The organism is Devosia crocina, assembly GCF_900116545.1.
Lineage (GTDB): Bacteria > Pseudomonadota > Alphaproteobacteria > Rhizobiales > Devosiaceae > Devosia > Devosia crocina.
Map to the genome: position 1 here is coordinate 383,235 of NZ_FPCK01000003.1, position 19,530 is coordinate 402,764.

27 protein-coding genes are annotated in these 19,530 nt (G+C 62.2%); 17 read left to right on the plus strand and 10 right to left on the minus strand.

What is annotated here, in order from left to right; translation table 11 throughout:
• The first annotated feature begins 117 nt into the window (after positions 1-117).
• The 3 genes from BM364_RS15060 to BM364_RS15070 are packed head-to-tail and all read left to right on the plus strand — an operon-like array spanning position 118 to position 1,808.
• A complete protein-coding gene (locus tag BM364_RS15060) occupies positions 118-840 on the plus strand; it encodes a Tim44/TimA family putative adaptor protein (protein WP_092425975.1) in 723 nt (240 codons plus the stop codon).
• Between the two features lie 21 nt (positions 841-861).
• On the plus strand, positions 862-1,443 hold the full coding sequence (locus tag BM364_RS15065; protein ID WP_092425977.1) for a Smr/MutS family protein: 582 nt from the start codon (positions 862-864) through the stop codon (positions 1,441-1,443).
• Positions 1,440-1,808: a helix-turn-helix domain-containing protein gene (locus BM364_RS15070; protein ID WP_092425979.1), complete on the plus strand. Its 369-nt coding sequence runs from the start codon at positions 1,440-1,442 to the stop codon at positions 1,806-1,808. Before BM364_RS15065 ends, BM364_RS15070 begins: the two co-directional genes overlap by 4 nt.
• Before the next feature lie 149 nt (positions 1,809-1,957).
• Here the strand turns inward: BM364_RS15070 and hslU are convergent, their stop codons facing one another.
• The 3 genes from hslU to hslV are packed head-to-tail and all read right to left on the minus strand — an operon-like array spanning position 1,958 to position 4,362.
• The gene (gene hslU / locus BM364_RS15075) at positions 1,958-3,262 is read right to left on the minus strand and encodes an ATP-dependent protease ATPase subunit HslU (protein WP_092425980.1); all 1,305 of its coding nucleotides are present in this window, start codon (positions 3,260-3,262) and stop codon (positions 1,958-1,960) included.
• A 25-nt stretch (positions 3,263-3,287) separates the two neighbouring features.
• On the minus strand, positions 3,288-3,803 hold the full coding sequence (locus tag BM364_RS15080) for a GNAT family N-acetyltransferase (RefSeq protein WP_092425982.1): 516 nt from the start codon (positions 3,801-3,803) through the stop codon (positions 3,288-3,290).
• Between the two features lie 4 nt (positions 3,804-3,807).
• Entirely contained in the window at positions 3,808-4,362 is a 555-nt protein-coding gene (hslV, locus tag BM364_RS15085; RefSeq protein WP_092425984.1) for an ATP-dependent protease subunit HslV, read from the minus strand.
• 256 nt (positions 4,363-4,618) lie between these two features.
• Here hslV and hisB point away from each other — a divergent pair, with 256 nt between their 5' ends.
• The 9 genes from hisB (at position 4,619) to coaA (ending at position 10,106) form a co-directional block, all read left to right on the plus strand.
• Positions 4,619-5,206: an imidazoleglycerol-phosphate dehydratase HisB gene (gene hisB, locus BM364_RS15090; protein WP_092425985.1), complete on the plus strand. Its 588-nt coding sequence runs from the start codon at positions 4,619-4,621 to the stop codon at positions 5,204-5,206.
• Between the two features lie 254 nt (positions 5,207-5,460).
• Positions 5,461-5,817 carry a DUF2628 domain-containing protein gene (locus BM364_RS15095; RefSeq protein ID WP_175528628.1) on the plus strand — a complete coding sequence of 119 codons (357 nt, stop codon included), beginning with the start codon at positions 5,461-5,463 and terminating at the stop codon, positions 5,815-5,817.
• A complete protein-coding gene (hisH, locus tag BM364_RS15100; protein WP_092425989.1) occupies positions 5,814-6,467 on the plus strand; it encodes an imidazole glycerol phosphate synthase subunit HisH in 654 nt (217 codons plus the stop codon). The genes BM364_RS15095 and hisH overlap by 4 nt, the downstream gene beginning before the upstream one ends.
• A gap of 172 nt (positions 6,468-6,639) precedes the next feature.
• Positions 6,640-7,368: a 1-(5-phosphoribosyl)-5-[(5-phosphoribosylamino)methylideneamino]imidazole-4-carboxamide isomerase gene (hisA, locus tag BM364_RS15110; protein WP_092425993.1), complete on the plus strand. Its 729-nt coding sequence runs from the start codon at positions 6,640-6,642 to the stop codon at positions 7,366-7,368.
• Positions 7,365-7,649 (plus strand): hypothetical protein, encoded by a 285-nt coding sequence (locus tag BM364_RS15115; RefSeq protein WP_092425994.1) that lies wholly within the window; start codon positions 7,365-7,367, stop codon positions 7,647-7,649. The genes hisA and BM364_RS15115 overlap by 4 nt, the downstream gene beginning before the upstream one ends.
• Positions 7,646-7,963 (plus strand): hypothetical protein, encoded by a 318-nt coding sequence (locus BM364_RS15120; protein ID WP_092425996.1) that lies wholly within the window; start codon positions 7,646-7,648, stop codon positions 7,961-7,963. The genes BM364_RS15115 and BM364_RS15120 overlap by 4 nt, the downstream gene beginning before the upstream one ends.
• Positions 7,960-8,760: an imidazole glycerol phosphate synthase subunit HisF gene (hisF, locus tag BM364_RS15125; RefSeq protein ID WP_092425997.1), complete on the plus strand. Its 801-nt coding sequence runs from the start codon at positions 7,960-7,962 to the stop codon at positions 8,758-8,760. The genes BM364_RS15120 and hisF overlap by 4 nt, the downstream gene beginning before the upstream one ends.
• Positions 8,761-8,835: 75 nt before the next feature.
• Positions 8,836-9,153 carry a phosphoribosyl-ATP diphosphatase gene (locus BM364_RS15130; RefSeq protein ID WP_092425999.1) on the plus strand — a complete coding sequence of 106 codons (318 nt, stop codon included), beginning with the start codon at positions 8,836-8,838 and terminating at the stop codon, positions 9,151-9,153.
• Positions 9,153-10,106: a type I pantothenate kinase gene (gene coaA, locus BM364_RS15135; protein WP_092426001.1), complete on the plus strand. Its 954-nt coding sequence runs from the start codon at positions 9,153-9,155 to the stop codon at positions 10,104-10,106. Before BM364_RS15130 ends, coaA begins: the two co-directional genes overlap by 1 nt.
• Positions 10,107-10,355: 249 nt before the next feature.
• Here coaA and BM364_RS15140 read toward each other — a convergent pair whose 3' ends face one another.
• Positions 10,356-10,706: a VOC family protein gene (locus tag BM364_RS15140; RefSeq protein ID WP_092426002.1), complete on the minus strand. Its 351-nt coding sequence runs from the start codon at positions 10,704-10,706 to the stop codon at positions 10,356-10,358.
• A gap of 146 nt (positions 10,707-10,852) precedes the next feature.
• On the opposite strand from BM364_RS15140, the gene dapB reads away from it, so the two are divergent.
• Together dapB and BM364_RS15150 are read left to right on the plus strand one after the other, a co-directional pair.
• On the plus strand, positions 10,853-11,665 hold the full coding sequence (dapB, locus tag BM364_RS15145; protein WP_092426004.1) for a 4-hydroxy-tetrahydrodipicolinate reductase: 813 nt from the start codon (positions 10,853-10,855) through the stop codon (positions 11,663-11,665).
• A gap of 18 nt (positions 11,666-11,683) precedes the next feature.
• Positions 11,684-12,298 carry a 2,3-bisphosphoglycerate-dependent phosphoglycerate mutase gene (locus tag BM364_RS15150; RefSeq protein ID WP_092426005.1) on the plus strand — a complete coding sequence of 205 codons (615 nt, stop codon included), beginning with the start codon at positions 11,684-11,686 and terminating at the stop codon, positions 12,296-12,298.
• Here BM364_RS15150 and BM364_RS15155 read toward each other — a convergent pair.
• The 3 genes from BM364_RS15155 to BM364_RS15165 form a co-directional block, all read right to left on the minus strand.
• Positions 12,288-13,364 (minus strand): AI-2E family transporter, encoded by a 1,077-nt coding sequence (locus BM364_RS15155; protein ID WP_092426007.1) that lies wholly within the window; start codon positions 13,362-13,364, stop codon positions 12,288-12,290. The genes BM364_RS15150 and BM364_RS15155 overlap by 11 nt on opposite strands.
• A gap of 60 nt (positions 13,365-13,424) precedes the next feature.
• Positions 13,425-14,315, minus strand: a complete 891-nt coding sequence (locus tag BM364_RS15160; RefSeq protein WP_092426015.1) for a methylated-DNA--[protein]-cysteine S-methyltransferase — start codon at positions 14,313-14,315, stop codon at positions 13,425-13,427.
• 70 nt (positions 14,316-14,385) lie between these two features.
• Positions 14,386-14,871 carry a DUF2244 domain-containing protein gene (locus BM364_RS15165; RefSeq protein ID WP_092426017.1) on the minus strand — a complete coding sequence of 162 codons (486 nt, stop codon included), beginning with the start codon at positions 14,869-14,871 and terminating at the stop codon, positions 14,386-14,388.
• A gap of 63 nt (positions 14,872-14,934) precedes the next feature.
• On the opposite strand from BM364_RS15165, the gene nth reads away from it, so the two are divergent.
• The gene (gene nth, locus BM364_RS15170) at positions 14,935-15,597 is read left to right on the plus strand and encodes an endonuclease III (protein ID WP_244542898.1); all 663 of its coding nucleotides are present in this window, start codon (positions 14,935-14,937) and stop codon (positions 15,595-15,597) included.
• On the opposite strand, the gene BM364_RS15175 is transcribed toward nth, so the two are convergent.
• Positions 15,594-16,082, minus strand: a complete 489-nt coding sequence (locus tag BM364_RS15175) for a DUF2214 family protein (protein ID WP_210186446.1) — start codon at positions 16,080-16,082, stop codon at positions 15,594-15,596. The genes nth and BM364_RS15175 overlap by 4 nt on opposite strands.
• Before the next feature lie 22 nt (positions 16,083-16,104).
• On the opposite strand from BM364_RS15175, the gene BM364_RS15180 reads away from it, so the two are divergent.
• Both BM364_RS15180 and BM364_RS15185 read left to right on the plus strand, forming a co-directional pair.
• Positions 16,105-16,665: a TetR/AcrR family transcriptional regulator gene (locus tag BM364_RS15180; protein ID WP_092426021.1), complete on the plus strand. Its 561-nt coding sequence runs from the start codon at positions 16,105-16,107 to the stop codon at positions 16,663-16,665.
• A 217-nt stretch (positions 16,666-16,882) separates the two neighbouring features.
• Positions 16,883-17,884 carry an adenosine kinase gene (locus BM364_RS15185; RefSeq protein WP_092426023.1) on the plus strand — a complete coding sequence of 334 codons (1,002 nt, stop codon included), beginning with the start codon at positions 16,883-16,885 and terminating at the stop codon, positions 17,882-17,884.
• Positions 17,885-18,058: 174 nt separating this feature from the next.
• On the opposite strand, the gene BM364_RS15190 is transcribed toward BM364_RS15185, so the two are convergent.
• Together BM364_RS15190 and pyrF are read right to left on the minus strand one after the other, a co-directional pair.
• A complete protein-coding gene (locus BM364_RS15190; protein ID WP_092426025.1) occupies positions 18,059-18,826 on the minus strand; it encodes a hydroxypyruvate isomerase family protein in 768 nt (255 codons plus the stop codon).
• Positions 18,823-19,524: an orotidine-5'-phosphate decarboxylase gene (gene pyrF, locus BM364_RS15195; protein WP_092426027.1), complete on the minus strand. Its 702-nt coding sequence runs from the start codon at positions 19,522-19,524 to the stop codon at positions 18,823-18,825. The genes BM364_RS15190 and pyrF overlap by 4 nt, the downstream gene beginning before the upstream one ends.
• Between the last annotated feature and the right edge of the window lie 6 nt (positions 19,525-19,530).

The following is a 19,530-nucleotide window of genomic DNA, read 5'->3' on the forward strand; positions in this document are numbered from 1 at the left end:
GGCCGCATGTGAACTGGTTTTGGGCTAAAGCTTTTCCTATATATAGGAAACAGACACGCGCTCGGCGAGCGCTCCACCGCCCTTTTTGGGCGCCCCGCTATTCAGGTGCACCTTTTCATGGACGAATTTCTCGATCTGCCCACCCTCATTGCCATCGTGGTAGCAGTCTTCGTGCTATTTCGCCTGCGTTCGGTTCTGGGAACGCGGACCGGCAATGAACGCCCGCCGATCGATCGGAGCCGCTCGACGCCCACCGAAAAGAACGCCAATGCCGATGAAACGGTGGTGCCGATTCGCCCGCGCCCAGCCGATGCCCCCAATCTCGATGACGAGCGCCGCGCCCGCAAGCTCGAGGCCGAGATCGAACAGGCTTCCGCCGGAAATGCCGATCTTGCCCAAGGCCTGCGCGCCGTATCGGAAGCAGACCCCACCTTTACGCCCAAGTCATTCCTTGAAGGCGCCAAGCAGGCCTACGAGATGATCGTCACCGGTTTTGCCGAAGGCGATCGCCAGACGCTCAAGAACCTTCTCGACAAGGATGTTTATGACAGCTTTGCCCGCGCTATCAGCGAGCGCGAGGCGGCCGGGCAAAAGAACGATTTTACCTTCGTCGGCCTGCCCAAGATTGCCATTGTCGGCGCCGAATACGACAAGAAGAACGTGCTTGTGACCGTCGATTTCCACGCCGAGGTGGTGTCCGCCATCCGCGACAAGGATGGCAACCTCGTCGAGGGCAATGCCGACCAGGTCCAGACCATCGCCGACGAGTGGACCTTTGCGCGCAATCCCAAATCGCGCGATCCGAACTGGAAGGTCATTACCACGAGCCAGCTCGACTGATATCCCGGCAGGCGCTCCAATATGTCCAAGCGCGACCCTAAGCGCCTGCCGCATGACTTTCACCTTTGGACCAAGGTCTCGGAAACCGTCGAGCCCCTGCGTCGCAAGGGGCTCCTCAAACTCGGCTCCGGTCCCCTGCCCCTTCCTGAGCCCGAACCGGCTCCCGCCATCAAGGCGCCGCCCAGGCGAGGCCGGCCCAAAGAACCGTTTCTTCCGCCCTACCAGGCGCCCAGCCAGCCCGCCCGCGTAATCGACCGGGAGGTCGATCCGGCGATCCACAAGAAAGTCCGGCGCGGCCGTATCGATATCGATGGAACGATCGATCTTCATGGCATGACCCAGGCGCAGGCGCGCGAAACCCTGCGCCGCTTCATCGGGTCCCGTGCGGCCCGCGGTGACCGCACGCTGCTTGTCATCACCGGAAAAGGGGCAAAAACCGAAAACGACTACATTGCCGCCATGACCGAGCGGGGCATCCTGCGCACCATGCTGCCGATCTGGCTTTCCGAACCGGGTCTTTCGCATCTGATCTCGGGCTGGAGTCTTGCCGCCCGCGGACATGGTGGCGAAGGCGCCTGGTATGTACGCCTGAGGCGCCCGTGACTCCGCTCGGCGCCAAATTGCGGGCATTGCGCGAAGCGCGTGGCATTTCCCTCAAGGAAATGGCGGCAGCCCTCAGCGTTTCGAGCGCCTATCTGTCCGCGCTCGAACACGGCAAGCGCGGCACTCCCACAAGCTTCCTCCTCCACCGCATCATCGCCTTTTTCAATATCATCTGGGATGAAGCGGAGGAACTGCAGCGCCTGGCCGAGATTTCCGATCCCAAAGTGACGATCGATACTGGCGGCCTCAACCCCGAAGCCACGGAATTGACCAATCGGCTGCGCGACAATATCGACCGATTGGAGCCGGAAGACTTGCGATTTCTGCGGGATGAGCTGGTCAGACGGAGCGGGCCGAAGCGGTAGGCGCGCCTTCACCCATCGGCTCCACATCTACAAAAAGGTGGACCACCCGGACAAGCCGGGTGGTGACGATGCTGTCGGAGCTCGATCTCCGACCAAGTCATTGCCCGATTTATCCGGGCAATCCAATCTGTTCTAGTGCCACGAAGGCCCTAGAGCACGAACTTGCTCAGGTCCGTATCGCCGGCGAGAACACCCACCTTCTCCCGCACGAAATCGGCGTCGATGGTGATGGTCTGCCCCGCCTTGTCGGGCGCATCGAAGGAGATTTCCTCGACCAGCCGCTCCATCACGGTCTGTAGCCGCCGCGCGCCGATGTTCTCGACCGATGAATTAACCTTGACCGCCGCATCCGCAATGGCCTCGATCGCATCGGTGGTGATCTCCAGCGTCACCCCCTCGGTCGACATCAGCGCCACATACTGACGCACAAGGCTTGCCTCGGTGTCGTTGAGGATGCGGATGAAATCTTCGCGTGTCAGCGCTTTCAGCTCCACGCGGATTGGCAGGCGGCCCTGCAATTCGGGCAAGAGGTCGCTGGGCTTGCTCACATGGAAGGCGCCCGAAGCGATAAAGAGAATATGGTCGGTCTTGACCGGCCCATGTTTGGTCGAGACGGTCGTCCCTTCGATCAGCGGCAGGAGATCGCGCTGCACGCCTTCGCGTGAGGGCCCGCCCTGCACGCCGCCTTCGCGCGCGGCAACTTTGTCGATCTCGTCGATAAAGACGATGCCGTGGTTTTCAACGAGTTCGATCGCCTCGGCCTTGAGCTGTTCCTGATCCAGGAGCTTGTCCGCCTCTTCGGCCACCAGCGGTTCATACGCCTCCTTGACCTTGATCTTGCGCTTGACCCCGCGCCCGCCCATGGCCTGCTTGAACATGTCCGACAGGTTGATCATGCCCACGCCCCCCTGCATGCCGGGGAAATCGAATCCCTGCGGCGCAGTGGGCGTCATCTCGATCTCGATGTCCTTGTCGTCGAGTTCGTTGTTTCTGAGCTTGTTGCGGAAGCTGTCACGCGTCGAGGGCGTGGCCGACGTGCCGACCAGCGCGTCAAGCACCCGCTCCTCGGCATTGTGATGGGCCTGGGCCTGCACATCGCGACGGCGCTTGTCGCGGAGAACGGTGATCCCGGCTTCTACGAGATCGCGCACGATCTGCTCGACGTCACGGCCGACATAGCCGACTTCGGTGAATTTGGTGGCTTCGACCTTGACGAAGGGGGCTTGAGCGAGGCGCGCGAGACGGCGCGAAATCTCTGTCTTGCCAACTCCGGTCGGCCCGATCATCAGGATGTTTTTCGGCGTTACTTCCCGACGCAATTCGGGAGAAAGCTGCTGCCGGCGCCAGCGATTCCGCAGGGCCACCGCAACAGCGCGCTTAGCATCGTGCTGACCGACAATATTGCGATCGAGCTCCGAAACGATCTCGCGCGGCGAAAAATTGGTTTCACTCATTGTTTTATCACTTTCGATTGGTGCCTCACTGTTGGATCGGGTCCCGATCCAGGAAGCGCACCATCAGGTGTTCGTCCACATATCGACCGTTCACGAAGAGGTAGCGGGGCTCGGTCGCATAGGTTGCAAAGCCCAGCTTTTCGTAAAGGCGAATGGCCGGCTGGTTTTCCGACCAGACGCCAAGATGGACCTGGATCACGTGCTGCCGCGCATGCTCGACAAGGTGTTCGACGAGCGCGCGCGCCATTCCGGTGCCCCGATGCTCGGGCCGCACATAAACCTGAAGCATCCAGCCGCGATGCCGTTCTTTGGCGCTTCCGCCTTGTTCGAATGCGTTGATGCCGCCCAGCGAGCCGTCGGGCAGCACCGCGCCGAAAACCGTCAAAGAATCGAGCATCTGGGCGATCTCGCCCATCGACGTCTGCTCGAAAGCTTCGGCTGAGGACAAGAATGCTTCTGGATGATTGAACAGAGCCTCGTGGCGGATCGCGCGGTAAGAGTCGAGGTCGTCTGGGTTGAGGCGCCGGATGGAGTAGGTCACGGGCTCAGAGCTCGATGCTTTCGACCGTCACATTGCCGTTGGTGTAGACGCAAATCTCCTCGGCGATCTTCATGGCGCGGCGCGCGATCTCTTCGGCATCGAGCTCGGTCGCCTGATGCAGGGCAAGAGCCGCAGAATGCGCGTAATTGCCGCCCGAGCCGATGGCGATAACGCCGTGATCGGGAGTCAGAACGTCACCATTGCCGGTCAGCACCAACGTGTCGGTCTTGTCGGCCACGATCATCATGGCTTCGAGCTTGCGCAAATAGCGATCGGTGCGCCAATCCTTGGCCAGCTCAACGGCGGCGCGCATCAGTTGATCGGGATATTGCTCGAGCTTGGCTTCGAGACGCTCGAAAAGGGTAAAGGCATCCGCGGTCGATCCGGCAAAGCCGCCGATCACCTTGCCACCCGCGAGGCGCCGCACCTTCTTGGCGCCATGCTTCATCACGGTGGGGCCCATGGAAACCTGGCCATCGCCGGCCACCACGACCTTGCTGCCCTTGCGCACGGAAACGATCGTCGTCCCGTGCCAGCCGGGGGATTGCTGTTCACTCATTGGGGAAATTACTCCGAACTGTTGTCTGATATTTAGGAACCACCCGATCGATTGCAACCGGGCGAAACCCACCTCTCCTCTGCAGGAGAGATCGACGTGCAGCGGCAGGAGGGGGCACCTCTGATCCCTTTCGCTTTCGAAGAGAGATGGCTCGGCGAAGCCAACTCGGTGAGGTTGCGCTCCCACTGTCCCCTAACCCAATCTTCACGCCCCTCTGCATATCTGCTACGGAGCCGCCGACCTTCGGAGACACCCCATGCGCACCGCCACCATCGCCCGCCAGACCAACGAGACCGAAATCTCTGTCTCGATCGATCTCGATGGCACCGGCACGCACAAGATGAAGACCGGGGTCGGTTTCTTCGACCACATGCTCGACCAGCTCTCCCGCCATTCGCTGATCGATATGGACATCACCTGCAAGGGCGATCTCCACATCGACGCCCACCATACGGTCGAAGATGTCGGCATTGCCCTCGGCCAGGCGATCAGCCAAGCGATCGGCGACAAAAAGGGCATCCGCCGCTACGCCTCCTGCGATTTGCCCATGGACGGCACCCTGACCCGCGCCGCGCTCGATGTCTCGGGCCGGCCCTTCCTTGTCTTCAAGGCCGCGTTCAGCCAGGGCAAGATCGGCGAGATCGACACCGAACTCTTTCGTGAGTTCTTCCAGGCCTTCGCCATTAACGCCGGCATCACGCTGCATATCGAAAACTTCTACTTCGACAACAATCACCATCTGGCCGAGTCCATGTTCAAGGCCGTGGCCCGCGCCCTGCGCGACGCCCTAGAGATCGATCCCCGCCAGGCCGACCGCGTGCCGAGCACCAAGGGTACGCTGTAAGACGGCCCCGCTCCTTTTGCTACCGTCACTATCGGGCTTGTCCCGGTGGTCCATGCGGCGGTGAGATGGATTACTGGGACAGGCCGGCAGTGACGGCGGGTAAAGCGATAGTGCCAATTGGCGTCCACTCGCTCACCCCGCCCCTCGAGACTTCGCTTGGCTACGCACCTCAGGATGAGGTCTTGGGCCCCCCGCCCTTCCCCCTTTGCCTTTTTTGCACTAAGTGGACCTCATTCCGTCCTGGGAGTGCCCCCGTGACCCTTTATGCCCTCTACCGTTCCGTCGATGATCCCACTGCCCTGCCCGTGGCGGTCAGCGAGCGCTTCTCCTGGTTTGCTGCTCTCCTGCCCCCGGTTCATGCGCTGGTCCATAGGCTCTGGGCACATCTAAGTTTCTTCCTTCTGGCCCTTGTCGCCATCGTCCTTGCCGCACCTTTTATCGGCGCCGATGCGGGCACGGGGCTCTACGCCGTTCTCGCCATCGCCTGCGGCTTCGCCGCCCCCGGAGCGCGCCGCCGCAGCCTGCAGCGGAGTGGCTTTGTTCCGCTCGGCCATCGCTTTGCCCGGGATATCGATACCGCCCGCATTGCAGGATTTGAGGTGCGCTCATGAGCACGGTCGCCATCATCGATTATGGCGCGGGCAATCTGCGCTCCGCCGCCAATGCCTTTGAACGCGTGGCCGCAGCGCTGGCGAATGGAACCGAGATTCTGGTTACGGCCGATCCCGAGCGCGTGCGCAAAGCCGATCGGATCGTCCTGCCCGGCGTCGGCGCCTTTGCCGATTGCAAGGCGGGGCTCGATGCAGTCTCCGGCATGGCCGAGGTTCTTGAGGACCGCGTGATCGGCAACGGCACGCCCTTTCTCGGCGTCTGCGTCGGCATGCAGCTTCTGGCGAGCGAAGGCCGCGAGAAACTGGTCACGCAAGGCTTGGGCTGGATTCCCGGCGCCGTCGAAAAGATCGTGCCCGCGACCCAGGCGCTCAAAATCCCGCACATGGGCTGGAACACGATCGCAGTGACCCAGAACCATGCCCTTCTTGACGGCATTCCGGATGGTCCGGATGGGCTCCACGCCTATTTCGTCCATTCCTATCACTTCCGCACGGACGATCCCGCCCATCTGGTCGCCACCACCGATTATGGTGGGCCCGTCACTGCCTGCATCGGCCGCGACAATATTTTCGGCACGCAGTTCCACCCGGAAAAATCACAGGCGCTGGGGCTGAAGCTGATCGAGAATTTCCTGGGATGGATGCCGTGAAGATGGCCAAGGTCACCCTCTATTCCTCTCCTCCTCGGGGAGAGGTGGCTTGGCCAAGCCAGGTCGGTGAGGGGGATGCCGCCACGTTCGCTGAAACATTCCCCTCATCCGGCGCTGCGCGCCGCCTTTTCCCCGAGCGGGAGAAGAACAAGAGTTTGTGCCGGAGCCAGATATGATCCTCTTCCCCGCCATCGACCTCAAGGACGGCCAGTGCGTGCGCCTCAAGCTCGGCGACATGAACCAGGCAACCGTCTTCAACGACGATCCCGCTGCCCAGGCCAAGAGCTTCGAAGACCAGGGCTTTGATTATCTCCACGTCGTTGACCTCAACGGCGCCTTTGCCGGCGAAAGCGTCAATGGCGCGGCGGTCGAGTCCATCCTCAAGACCGTGAACTTTCCCGTTCAACTTGGCGGCGGCATCCGCACGCTCGAGCATATCGAGAGCTGGCTCGACAAGGGGCTTGCCCGCGTCATTCTCGGCACGGTCGCGGTGCGCGATCCGGAGCTTGTGAAGGAAGCTGCGAAAAAATGGCCCGGACAGGTGGCGGTGGGTACCGATGCCAAGGGCGGCATGGTTGCCGTCGAAGGCTGGGCGGAAACCTCGGAACTCTCGATCATCGAACTCGCCAAGCGTTTTGAAGGCGCTGGCGTCGCGGCCATCATCTATACCGATATCGACCGCGACGGCGTCCTCGCCGGCATCAACTGGGACTCAACGCTCGAGCTGGCGCGCGCCACCTCCATTCCCGTCATCGCTTCGGGAGGCCTCGCCTCGATGGACGATATCGAGCGCATGACCCGCCGGGAATACCAGATCCTCGAAGGCGCCATTTCCGGCCGGGCGCTCTATGATGGCCGCATTGATTCACGTGAAGCATTGGCGCGTTTGAAGGCGGCATGATGCAGGCTCGGCAGAAGCGCTTTCCCTGGCTCGGCCACTTCGTGGTCTTCTGCCTGATCGGCGTCTTCTCCCTTTTGCCTGTTATCTGGCTCGCCGTGGTCAATGCCCAAAACCCCGGCGCGCAGATCGGGCTCGCTGACCTCGCCGCCGGGTGGGGCGTCCTCGGATGGCTTGTGATGACACCCTTTGTCCTCGGCCCGATCCTTTTTTTGATTTGGGCGCTGGTGGCCGGCATTCACCTGGTTATCTACCTGCGTCGCCTGAAGGGTCAGCCGCAATGAGTGCGACGAAGGGATTTCCGTGGCGGACCTATCTCGCCGTTTTAGCCGTGATTGTGCTCTTTGCGGCCGCCCCGCTCCTCTCTGTCTATTTCACCTATCTTGTGGCTGACGCCAATGGCTGCACCGTCAACGAAGCCACCACGCATCCCTGCATCGTCTGGGGCACGGATTGGGGTGAGCTGCTTTATGCAACGGGCGTCATGGGCTGGTTCATGCTGGCGACCATTCCGCTCGGCGGCGGTGCGCTGATCGTCTGGTTCGTCATTCTTCTTATTCATTACTTCGCCTGGCGGCAGAAAAGCGGAACGCCATGACCCTCAAGACCCGTATCATCCCCTGTCTCGACGTTGCCGGCGGCCGCGTCGTCAAGGGCGTCAATTTCGTCGATCTCGTGGATGCCGGCGATCCCGTCCAGGCGGCCATGGCCTATGACGCGGCCGGAGCGGACGAGCTGACTTTTCTCGACATCACGGCGAGCCATGAAGGCCGCGACACGATCTTCGATGTCGTCGCGCGCACCGCTGAACATTGCTTCATGCCGGTCACCGTCGGCGGTGGCGTTCGCACGGTGGAGGATATCCGCAAACTGCTCCTGGCCGGCGCCGATAAGGTCGCCATCAATTCCGCAGCCGTCAGTGATCCCGATTTTATCGCGCGCGCCGCCGACAAGTTCGGCAATCAGTGCATCGTGGTTTCCGTCGATGCCAAACAGCGGCTCAAGGGGCGCGTTGGCGGCGACAATCGCAGCGAATGGGAAATCTACACCCATGGCGGACGCAAGCCCACCGGCATCGATGCGGTGGAATTTGCCGCCCGCATGGTCGAGCGGGGGGCCGGCGAACTGCTGGTGACCTCGATGGATCGCGACGGCACCAAATCCGGTTTCGATCTCAGGCTGACCCGCACCATTGCCGATGCGGTCGAGGTGCCGGTGATCGCCTCGGGCGGCGTTGGCACGCTGCAGCACCTTGTCGAAGGTGTGGAAGAGGGGCACGCCAGCGCTGTGCTCGCCGCCTCGATCTTCCACTTCGGCACTTTTACGATTCCCGAAGCCAAGCGCTATATGGTCGAGCACGGCATCGCCATGCGCATGGATGCCAATGCCGCTTGAGCCTCGAAACTGATGCCGTCACTGCATCTCACCCCGGCAAAGCCGGGGATGGCAAGCAGTGATTGGGGAGACAAAATGACCCTTGAAGATCTCGAAGCCCGCATTGCCCAGCGCGCCGCCGCCTCCCCCGAGGAGAGCTACACGGCGAAACTGATCGCCCGCGGCATCAACAAGGCGGCACAGAAAGTGGGCGAGGAAGCGACCGAAGCGGTGATCGCCGCGGTGACCGGCGACCGGACCGAACTCGTCAAGGAATCGGCTGACCTGCTCTATCACCTCCTGGTGGTGCTGAAGGCGGCCGACATTCCCCTGCGCGAAGTGATGAGCGAACTCGACAGGCGCACCGCCCAAACCGGGCTGGCCGAAAAAGCATCCCGCACGGATCAGAGCTGATGGCGCCGCGCTCTCCCGCTCTCGACCCCTATCATCATTTCACCAAGGCCGAGTGGAGCAGGCTGCGCGATGGCCAGCCCATGACGCTTGATCAAAGCGACATTGATCGCCTGCGCGGCCTGACCGATCCGATCTCACTCAGCGAAGCCGAGGAGGTCTACCTCCCGCTCTCGCGCCTCCTCTCCTACTATGTCGAGGCCATTCAGGGCCTGCACAACGTCCAGTCCCGCTTTCTCCAAACGCCCCATGGACACAAGGTGCCCTTTATCATCGGCGTGGCAGGATCTGTGGCAGTCGGGAAATCGACCACCGCCCGCATCCTCCAGACGCTGCTTTCCCGCTGGCCCTCGACCCCGCGCGTCGATCTCGTCACCACCGACGGGTTCTTGTATCCCAATGCGGTCCTCACCCAAAAAGGCTTTCTCGAGCGCAAGGGCTTTCCCGAAAGCTACGACCGCGCGCGCTTCGTCAATTTCTTGGCCGAGGTCAAATCCGGCAAGGCGAATGTCAAGGTGCCGGTCTATTCGCACCTCGTCTACGACGTGCTCCCGGGAGAGGAGGTCACCATCGACCGGCCCGATATTCTGATCGTCGAGGGGCTCAACATTCTTCAGCCCGGCGAATTGCCCAAGACCGGACGGCCGATCCTTTTTGCCTCCGACTTCCTCGATTTCTCGGTCTATATCGACGCCGACAATGACGATCTCGAAGACTGGTTCATGCAGCGCTTCTTCCGCCTGCGCGAAACCGCCTTCCAGGACCCCTCCTCATTCTTCCGCCGCTTCGCCGAAATGAGCGAAGAAGAGGCCGGCACCTTTGGCCGCAAGGTCTGGCGCTCGATCAATCTGCCCAATCTCGTTGACAATGTCCTGCCGACGCGAGGCCGCGCGGATCTAATTCTCAAAAAGGGCAAAGATCATCTCATCGAGAATGTTAGCTTGCGGCGCGTGTGATGCGCCCTGCTCGCTCGACCTCGTTCTTTAAGGCTTGCTTGCGCTACGCACGTCCCGAGAACGTCTTAGAACCAATGGAGGCGAAAGAGCCCCTCACCCTGACCATCTCCCCGAAGGGACGAGTGGATGATGGGCGAATGACCAGTGCAAAAGCCGGAGCATGACTTCACGGTTCCTGCGTCTCCTCGCCCCTCTGGGGAAAGGGTCAGGGTGAGGGGTCTTAGACCATCACCAACCGAAATTGAGACCTCAATACGTCCCCGGCTGCGGCTGGGTCAAAACGATCAGATTGCCGTCGGGGTCGCGCAATTTCGCAGTCTTAAAAAAATCCCCGATCGCTTTTGACACCGGCTTGATGCCGTGCATGTCGAGACGGCCCAGTTCTTCGGCGATATCGTCGACGATCAGCATCAGCACGCTCGCGCCTGCCCGGTCGGCATCGCTTGCCACATGCACCCAGCCCCCGCCGGGTAATTTCCACTCTGCAGCGCTTTGCATCGGTCGGGCATCGGCCGAGCGCCCGAACAGATATTCATACCAGACGAGCGACTCGGGCAGGTTCTCGACGGCAATGCTGGCCAGCGCATTGGAAATGGTCATTCGGGGTCCGTTCGGTGCTTCGCGGGATAGCCTAGAGTTTTGTGGCGATTGTGTCGATTGTGGTCCGCCGGGCAAATGGGCTCACGCAGTTGGCGCGCGCCTGCCACACTGATATAGGCGGACGGAGCCTGTTTGGGAGAGTGCCGATGAGCCAGTTGAGGACCGTGGTTGCCGGAGCCGGGGGCCGCATGGGCAGTGCCAATATCAGGGCCGTTGCCGGAAGTGCTGGTCTTGAGCTTGTCGGTGCCGTGGACCGTCCGGGCACAGCGTCGATCGGCAAAGATGCCGGGAGCCTCGCCGGCATCGAGCCACTCGGCATTCCCGTTACCGACGATATCGCTCCCTTTCTCGACACGTCCGATGTCATTATCGATTTTTCTGCGCCCGCGGCCAGCGTGGCCCTTGCCCGGCATGCGGCGAGCCGCGGCCTCGTGCATCTGATCGGCACGACCGGTTGTTCCGAAGCCGACGAGGCAGCCATCGCCGACGCCGCGGCCCAAGGGGCCCGTATCGTCAAGTCCGGCAATTTCTCCCCCGGCATGGTGGCGCTTGCCGCCCTGGTGGAAAAGGCTGCGGCGGCGCTTGCCGACTACGATATCGAAGTGCTCGAAATGCACCACAATCTCAAAGTCGATGCACCCTCCGGCACGGCGCTGATGCTGGGCGATGCGGCAGCCAGGGGCCGGAATATTTCGCTTCGGGACCATTCGGTGCGCGTGCGTGACGGCCATACCGGGCCCCGCGAAGCAGGCACGATTGGTTTTGCGACCCTGCGCGGCGGCAATGTCATCGGGGACCATACCGTCATTCTCGCCGGTCCGTCCGAGCGTATCGAACTCACTCATCGTGCGCAGGACCGCACCATCTATGCCAATGGCGCCGTGCGCGCCGCGCTTTGGGCGGCACAGCAGCCGGCCGGACTTTATTCCATGGCCGACGTTCTCGGCCTCAACGACTGAACGCAAGGGACTGACACAATGAGCGGCACGCTGATCCTGGTTCGCCATGGCCAGAGCGACTGGAACCTGAAAAATCTCTTCACCGGCTGGCGCAATCCGAACCTGACCGAAAAGGGCGAGGGAGAAGCGCGGGCTACCGGCCAGGCGCTCAAGGCTGGCGGCTATGCGCCCCATCTCTTTTACACCTCGGCCCTGCGCCGCGCTCAGCATACGCTCGATCTCATTCTTGAGGAGATGGGCATCCTCAACGTCACCATCACGCGCAACGTCGCGCTTAATGAGCGCGACTATGGTGATCTTTCGGGCCTCAACAAGGATGATGCGCGCGAAAAATGGGGCGAGGAACAGGTCCATATCTGGCGGCGTTCCTACGATGTGCCCCCGCCGGGCGGTGAAAGCCTCAAGGATACGGCAGACCGCACCCTGCCCTATTACGAGTCCGAGATCCTGCCCCAGCTCAAGGCCGGCAAGACCGTGCTGATCGCAGCGCACGGCAATTCCCTGCGTGCCCTTGTCATGGCTATCGAAGGGCTGACGCCTGACGAGATCCTGGCTCGTGAAATCGCTACCGGCGAACCCACGGTCTATCGCATCGGCCCCGATGGCAAGCTCGTCGAGCGCATCATCCTTTAAGTTCATGCGAGGGCGGGGTGATGATGCCGCGGCGCCTGTCATGGCCAAGGCTCATCGCCTGCCCGTCGCGTGGCTCGACATAGAGCTTGAGCACGAGCACGCGCAGCACTGCATAGACCGGTGTGGCCAGCGCAATGCCGATAATGCCAAAGAGAGCACCCATGATTGCCATGATGCTCAGCGACCAGGCCGGTGAAAGCTTGATGATGCGCTGTTGCAGCATCGGGGTGAGGATATAACCCTCCAGATTCTGGATCAGCAGCAGTCCGATCCCCCCCAGGATCAAAACGTTCATCCCCTGCCCGGCCAGGGTCAGCAGCACCGGCACCGCCGAAAAGATTGGCCCTAGAAACGGGATGAAGTTGAGCACGCCCGAAAGCAGCGCCAGCACCAGCGCATTGGGTACGCCAAGCGCCCAGAGCAAAAGTCCCACCAGCGTGCCGATCAGTACCATGACGGCCAGCTGGGTCACCATCCATCCGCGCAGGGCCGAGCCTGTCTCCGTTAGCGCGCTGAGGAGTCGCGGCCGGTGATGCTGCGGCAAGAGCAGCAGGAAGCCGTCCCGGTACGTGGCCGGGTTGATGGCGAAGAAGAGCCCCAGAAACACCACCACCACGACATTGCTGAGCACGCCCACCGTGCCGCCGAAAAACGAGCCGGCCTGCGAGACCACCCCGCCCGGATCGGGGAGCAGGTTCTGCATGATGTTTTCGAGTTCGGAGCGGCTGAAATTATCGAGAAGCCCGGATTCGAGCGCCAGCCCATAAAGCCGCATCACTTCCTTGGAAAGAATGCGCAGCACTTCCTGGATCGAGAGAACCAGGCTCACCCCGCCCATCGAAAGGGCGATCAGCACACCTGCAAAGATGGCGATGCTGACAATGGTCAGCAGCAGCGAGCGTGGCGCTGGCACAAGTTTTTCGAGGCCCCGCACCGCCGCATCGAGCACGCAGGCGACCAGCACGCCCGCAAAGATGATCAGGAGCGTGTGCGACAAGAACCAGGCCAGAACCAGCGCTGCCGCGATAAGGACACCAGTAACGATGGCGCGCGTTTCGGCCGGCATGGCTGTTTCCCTCGGATTCGATCCCAGGGGCCAAAGCCTTGCGGGGGAGAAACGTTCCCCTCAGGCCCGATTCACGTGAAACTCTGTCTCGGCCGCGACTACTCCCGCTTCCCAGCCGAGAATGGCGCGCTTGCGCGGCACGCCCCAATGATAGCCGGTCAGCGCCCCCGAAGTGCCCACCACCCGGTGGCAGGGTACGACGAAGCTGATCGGGTTCTTGCCCACCGCTGCCCCAACGGCGCGCGAAGCTGTGGGCCGCCCGATACGCTGAGCAACCTGGGAATAGGTCGCCGCCTTTCCGCATGGGATCTGGAGCAGGGTTTCCCAAACCTGCACTTCGAAGTCGGTGCCGATCAGCACGACCCGCACCGGCTGGTCGGGCGACCAGCGGCTGGGCTCGAAGATCGATGCGACGAGTGGCGCCACCTGCGCGTCGTCTCGGCTGAAGCGAGCACGCGGCCAGCGCTGGGCCAGATCCTGAAATGCGTCCTCGACGCTCGTTTCCGCATCCGCAAAGCCGAGCCCGGATATTCCGTATTCCGTGGCGGTGACGACAGCCAGCCCAAAGGGCGACGGAGCCACGCCCCAGACCATGTCGATCCCCGCGCCCCCGGCCCGAAACACTCCGGGCGGCATGGCCTCATAAGTCACAAACAGGTCATGAAGGCGTGAGGTCGAGGATAGCCCTACTGCATAAGTCGTCTCGAGCACCGAGACCTGATCGCGCAACAAGGACTTGGCATGGTTGAGCGCCACGGCTTGGGCAAAGCTCTTGGGGCTGAGCCCGCACCAGCGCCGGAAAAGGTCGGTCAATTGCCGCTCGGTCAAACCCAGGGCTCGGGCGAAGCGGGCCAGGTCGGTAGCATCGGGTCCGTGTTCGCTCAAGTAGCGGATGGCAGCGCGAATGGTGTCGTAGTCGCTGGCCGGTGCGAGGTGTGCAAGCTGGTTCATGGCCGGATCTTTCCGTTGGTCCTGCCCCTTCTAGCGCCGGGCTGAACTGTGCACGACCCGCTTTTGACGCTCAGGCGCGCCGGGCCCGCCGCAGGGCCTGCCCGAAGGCACGGGCAAAGCTCGACTTGTCGGTCAGCGCCATAAAGGCCCCGATCTCGATCGTGTCCGCTCCGGTCTGAAGGTGAACGGCGGTGGTTCGCTCGTTCTCGTCCCGCTGCAACACGAGGCGCACCGTTTTGGGATCGAAACGGCGCAACTGCCGCGTCTCGCTTGGCCCTGCCATGGTGATCTCCACCTGATCGGGCCACACCGTGATCTGCTCTTCCAGTTGCGCCCGGCGCGATTGACGCACCGAAAGCACCGTCAGTCCCGCTCCCGCAAGGGCAAAGCCGGCGAGACCGGGCACGAGAAAATCGGGTACAGCAAGGAGGAATGGCGTTGCGACGATGCCGGCAAGCGCCAGTGCGAGCCAGCCGCCAGCCATACGCAAAGACCGCTCCGGACGGAGCGTTGCGGAAAACAGGGGACTGGTTGTGGTGCTGGTTTGCATTGGCATGTTCGACTCGCCCAGAAATATTGGCAGAGATTCGAGGGCGAGAGAATGCCAGGTCCTAAAAAAGTGAAGACGCTCACCCGCGCCGAGGCGGAAGCCATCTTCGAGCGCTTCCACGCCATCGAACCTGAACCCAAGGGCGAACTCGACTATGTCAACGCCTTCACCCTCCTTGTCGCCGTGGTTCTATCGGCCCAGGCCACCGATACCGGCGTCAACAAGGCGACGCGGGCGCTGTTCGAGCTTGCCCCGTCCCCCGCCGCCATGGTCGCGCTCGGGGTCGAGCGGATCACCGAATTGATCCGCACCATCGGGCTCTATCGCGGCAAGGCTAAAAACGTCTTCGCGCTGTCCCAGATCCTGATCGAAACGCATAACGGGGAGGTGCCGGCCGAGCGTGAGGCACTCGAAGCCTTGCCGGGGGTCGGGCGAAAGACCGCCAATGTCGTGCTCAATATCTGGTTCAAGCAGCCCACCATCGCCGTGGACACCCATCTTTTCCGCGTCGGCAACCGCACCGGCCTAGCCCCCGGAGCCACCCCGCTGGCGGTCGAGCTGGCACTCACCAAACAGGTACCGGAGCGCTTCATGCTCCATGCCCACCATTGGTTGATCCTTCATGGCCGCTATATCTGCAAGGCCCGCAAGCCCGAATGCTGGCGCTGCCCGATTGCGGAATGGTGCCGGTACGAACCCAAGACACCGCTGCCAGGAAGGGGCCTCTCCTAGCTCCCATAGCCGCGCGCCATGGCGGCAGCGAAGATCGGGATCAGCAGCAGCACGCCGGCTTGCAGATGGATGAAGCGGCGGCTGGCGGCGATTTCCCCCGCTGGTGGCGCGAATTCCAACACCCCTTCCCCGGCCTTGACCCAGCGCCGGATGGCGATGGTCGGCTGGATGGTCAGCAGACCCATGATGGCGAAAGCCCCCATCTTGCCCCAAAAGGCGTGATTGCCGAGATAATACATGGGATCGACGCCGCCAAAGATGACGCGCAGAATGCCGATGACGATGACGAGCCCGGCAACGCCACCATAGGCGGCATCGATACGGGCAAGCTGGCCGATGCGCGCTCCCGAAAGGCCAGTGCGCAACAGCGTGAATTCGGCGGCGAACAGCATCACCAGCGTAAAGACCGCCAGATGGTGCGCCGAGGCCAAAATCAGGTTCCAGTCCATACTGCGCACCTCCGCGACAGTGTTGACGCTGCTCACATCTATTTCCTATATGTGAACAATGTCAACTTACACCAACGCGCCCTATCACCACGGCAATCTGCGGCAGGCCCTCCTCGAAGCCGCGCTGATCATCCTCGAGAAAGAAGGGCAGAATGGGCTTGGACTGCGCGATCTTGCCCGCGCCGTCGGTGTATCGGCCGCCGCGCCCTACCGTCATTTCGACTCGCGCGCGGCGCTGCTCGAAGCTCTCGCTGTCACCGGCTTCCAGCGCTTTTCTGCAGCCATGGAGGCAGTAGCTTCAACCGAACCGGCCCAGCCCATGGCCGCCATGGGCAAAACCTATGTGCTCTTCGCGCTCGATAATGCCAATCTGTTCCGGCTGATGTTCTCGCCCGAACTCAAGAGAGACAATCGCCCGGGCCTGCGCATGGCCGCGGATGCCGCCTTTGACACCCTGCGCCAGGCGGTGGGCGGCGACCAGCGTTCCGGCCGCATCAAGGCGCTCGCCGCCTGGGCCAAGGTGCATGGCCTTGCCATTCTTCTGCTGGACGGCCAGATCGCCCTGCGCGCCGGAGAAGACACCGAGGCGTTGATTGCGGAGATCATCGGGGGGTTGTGAGTCAGGGCGGAAGTGACCCCCACCTAGCCCCCTCCAGAAGGGGGAGGGATCTGCCGGTGGCTCACATATGTCGAGGCAAGAGCTGATCTGTCCCTCCCCCGTCTTGAGGGGTAGGCTAGGTGGGGGTCCTCGTCGCGCGCCAAATCCCGGAAACATTGCCCTCATGCAGCTCATGGGGTAAACCCGCCGCGGTTCTCCCTTTCCGGCCGGATTTCTCATGACCCAGACCCGCTTCGACGTGCTGACGATAGGCAACGCCATTGTCGATATCATCGCACCCGTGGAGCCTGGATTCATCGAGCGCGAGGGCATGAAGGAAGGGATCATGCACCTGATCGACACCGATCGGGCTGAAGATCTTTACAGCAAGATGCCGCTTGGCCGGCAGCAGATTTCGGGCGGCTCGGCGGCCAATACGGCAGCTGGCGTTGCCTCGCTCGGCGGCCGTGCAGCCTTCATCGGCAAGGTGGCCGACGATCCCCTGGGCGATGTCTTCGCCGCCGATCTTGACGCCATCGGCGTGCACTACAACACCACCCGCCTCAAGAATGGCGCGCTCACCGCCCGCTCGATGATCTTTCTTTCGGAAGCCGAGCGCACCATGAATACCTATCTCGGCGCCTGCCACGAACTGACCGAGCGCGACATCCATCCCGATGAAATCGGCAGCGCTGCCATCACCTATATGGAAGGCTTCCTGTGGGATCCGGTGGAAGCCAAGAAGGCTTTCGTCCTTGCCGCCCATTATGCCCACAAGCACGAGCGCGCCGCCGCCTTCACCCTGTCCGATCCCTTTTGCGTCGATCGCTATCGCGCCGAATTCCTCGATCTGATCCGCTCCAAAACCATCGACTATGTCTTTGCCAATGTGCACGAGCTGATGTCGCTTTATGAAACGCAGGATCTGGGCACCGCTGTCCGCGCCATTGCGCAGGATGCCGAATTGGCTGCCATCACCATGGGCGCCGAGGGTGCTATGGCGGTATACAATGGCGAAGTTGTCTCGGTTCCTGCCTTTCCCATAGACAAGGTCGTGGATGCCACCGGCGCCGGCGATCTGTTCGCCTCGGGTTTCCTCCTCGGCATGGCGCGTGGGCAAACGCTCGAATCCGCCCTCAAGACCGGGTGCCTCGCAGCGTCGGAAGTGATTTCGCACATCGGAGCTCGCCCCCAGCTCGATCTCGCCGATCTGAGCAAAGAGCATGGCTTGGTCGGATGAATCCGTTCAGGCGCGCTGATTGAGTAACCCTCACCCTGAAGCGCCTTGCACGGCAAAGCCTCGAAAGGCGAGGATGTGCCACCATGTTCCGGTGCCACGTCCTCGTGTTTCAGGGGTCGGCTTCGCCCCCACCTCACGGTGAGGACCGCTGGTCTAGCGAGCCAGGCGTGGATTTTAGCCCAGTGTTTCCCGCATCTGAGCCAAGGCGTCCACCGTTGATCCCGTCGGGCGGAACTCGAGCCCGACGTATCCATCATATCCCTGTTCCTGCAGCCATCTGAGCGGCCGGATCAGATCAAGTCCGCCGCTGCCCGGCTGATTGCGGCCGGGATGATCGGCCAAATGCACATGGGCAATATGCCGGGCGCGATCCCCGATCACCTCTTCGGGCACTTCGCCCATCACCATCGAATGGTAGAGATCATAGGTCAGCCCGATTTCCGGTCGGTCGACCGCATCCATGATATCGAGTGCTTCACGCGTGCTGGTCAGATAATAGCCGGGATGGTCCACGCGATCGTTGAGCGGTTCGAGCCCGAGCCTGATGCCGGAGCCTTGGAGGATATCAGCCGAGCGGCTCATGGCGCGCGTCAGTGCCGCACGCTGCTGTTCCCGCCCCACGCCCGCCAGCAGCGGTCCTGATTGGCAGATCAGCACCTTGGCCCCGAGCGCCTTGGCGACGTCCCGGCTCTTTTCCAGCCCGGCAAGAAACCGGTCATGATCGCTTTCGCGTGTCAGCTCGGCAAAGGGCTCCGCCACGATCCCGGCCAGCGGCAGCCCGGTTTCGCCCAATGCCGTCCTGATGGTGTCGAGATCCTTGCTCGACCAGAGCCAGAATTCGACGGCGTCTAGCCCGGCGGCTTTTGCAAGGCGAATGCGCTGGGCCGGATCGTCGGTTTCCGGCACGAAGAGCATGTCGATACAGGCTGAAAACCGCATCAGGCGAGCCGCGTGCCGGTGCCGGCCATTTCGGCCAGAATGGCCCGCGCAGCGGCCTGCGGATCGGGCGCTTCCACAATGGGCCGGGCTATGACCAGATGGGTGGCGCCGACGGCCAAAGCCTCGGCGGGGGTCATCACCCGCTTCTGGTCGCCGCTGGCGCTGCCCGCCGGACGAATGCCGGGAGTCACGATTGCCATCTTGGGACCAAGAATCGTTCGCACCATTTCCGCTTCATGGCTCGATGCGATAATGCCGCCGATCCCCTCCTCGCGCGCCTGCTGCGCCCGCAACGCCACAAGCCCTGCCGTGTCCCGCTCATAGCCGGCGTCTCGCACATCGGCATCATCCATCGAAGTCAGCACCGTTACCCCCAAAACGCAGAGTTCCGATCCCGCGGCCGCCTTTGCGGCAGCTCGCATGCATTTGGGATAGGCGTGGACGGTGAGCATCGCTGCGCCGGTTTCGGCAATGGCAGCAACGCCCTTCTCGACCGTGTTGTCGATATCGAGCAGCTTTAGATCGAAGAACACCTTCTTGCCCGCCGCAATCAGCGCCTTGCCCAAGGCAAAGCCGTCGGCGCCATAAAAGCACTGATAGCCGATCTTGTAGTGGGACACCGCATCGCCGAGCGCCGACACGATCTCTTCGGCTCGGGCCCGCGTCGACACATCGAGTCCCACGATCAACTGGCCGGCCATGGCAAT

Excerpts from the sequence above, each read along its gene's own strand:
- BM364_RS15060 (WP_092425975.1), top strand. The coding sequence starts at position 118 with ATGGACGAATTTCTCGATCTGCCCACCCTCATTGCCATCGTGGTAGCA.
- BM364_RS15065 (WP_092425977.1), top strand. The coding sequence starts at position 862 with ATGTCCAAGCGCGACCCTAAGCGCCTGCCGCATGACTTTCACCTTTGG.
- hslU (WP_092425980.1), bottom strand. The coding sequence starts at position 3,262 with ATGAGTGAAACCAATTTTTCGCCGCGCGAGATCGTTTCGGAGCTCGAT.
- hslV (WP_092425984.1), bottom strand. The coding sequence starts at position 4,362 with ATGAGTGAACAGCAATCCCCCGGCTGGCACGGGACGACGATCGTTTCC.
- hisB (WP_092425985.1), top strand. The coding sequence starts at position 4,619 with ATGCGCACCGCCACCATCGCCCGCCAGACCAACGAGACCGAAATCTCT.
- hisH (WP_092425989.1), top strand. The coding sequence starts at position 5,814 with ATGAGCACGGTCGCCATCATCGATTATGGCGCGGGCAATCTGCGCTCC.
- hisA (WP_092425993.1), top strand. The coding sequence starts at position 6,640 with ATGATCCTCTTCCCCGCCATCGACCTCAAGGACGGCCAGTGCGTGCGC.
- BM364_RS15115 (WP_092425994.1), top strand. The coding sequence starts at position 7,365 with ATGATGCAGGCTCGGCAGAAGCGCTTTCCCTGGCTCGGCCACTTCGTG.
- BM364_RS15120 (WP_092425996.1), top strand. The coding sequence starts at position 7,646 with ATGAGTGCGACGAAGGGATTTCCGTGGCGGACCTATCTCGCCGTTTTA.
- hisF (WP_092425997.1), top strand. The coding sequence starts at position 7,960 with ATGACCCTCAAGACCCGTATCATCCCCTGTCTCGACGTTGCCGGCGGC.
- BM364_RS15130 (WP_092425999.1), top strand. The coding sequence starts at position 8,836 with ATGACCCTTGAAGATCTCGAAGCCCGCATTGCCCAGCGCGCCGCCGCC.
- coaA (WP_092426001.1), top strand. The coding sequence starts at position 9,153 with ATGGCGCCGCGCTCTCCCGCTCTCGACCCCTATCATCATTTCACCAAG.
- BM364_RS15140 (WP_092426002.1), bottom strand. The coding sequence starts at position 10,706 with ATGACCATTTCCAATGCGCTGGCCAGCATTGCCGTCGAGAACCTGCCC.
- dapB (WP_092426004.1), top strand. The coding sequence starts at position 10,853 with ATGAGCCAGTTGAGGACCGTGGTTGCCGGAGCCGGGGGCCGCATGGGC.
- BM364_RS15150 (WP_092426005.1), top strand. The coding sequence starts at position 11,684 with ATGAGCGGCACGCTGATCCTGGTTCGCCATGGCCAGAGCGACTGGAAC.
- BM364_RS15155 (WP_092426007.1), bottom strand. The coding sequence starts at position 13,364 with ATGCCGGCCGAAACGCGCGCCATCGTTACTGGTGTCCTTATCGCGGCA.
- BM364_RS15160 (WP_092426015.1), bottom strand. The coding sequence starts at position 14,315 with ATGAACCAGCTTGCACACCTCGCACCGGCCAGCGACTACGACACCATT.
- BM364_RS15165 (WP_092426017.1), bottom strand. The coding sequence starts at position 14,871 with ATGCCAATGCAAACCAGCACCACAACCAGTCCCCTGTTTTCCGCAACG.
- BM364_RS15180 (WP_092426021.1), top strand. The coding sequence starts at position 16,105 with ATGTCAACTTACACCAACGCGCCCTATCACCACGGCAATCTGCGGCAG.
- BM364_RS15185 (WP_092426023.1), top strand. The coding sequence starts at position 16,883 with ATGACCCAGACCCGCTTCGACGTGCTGACGATAGGCAACGCCATTGTC.
- pyrF (WP_092426027.1), bottom strand. The coding sequence starts at position 19,524 with ATGGCCGGCCAGTTGATCGTGGGACTCGATGTGTCGACGCGGGCCCGA.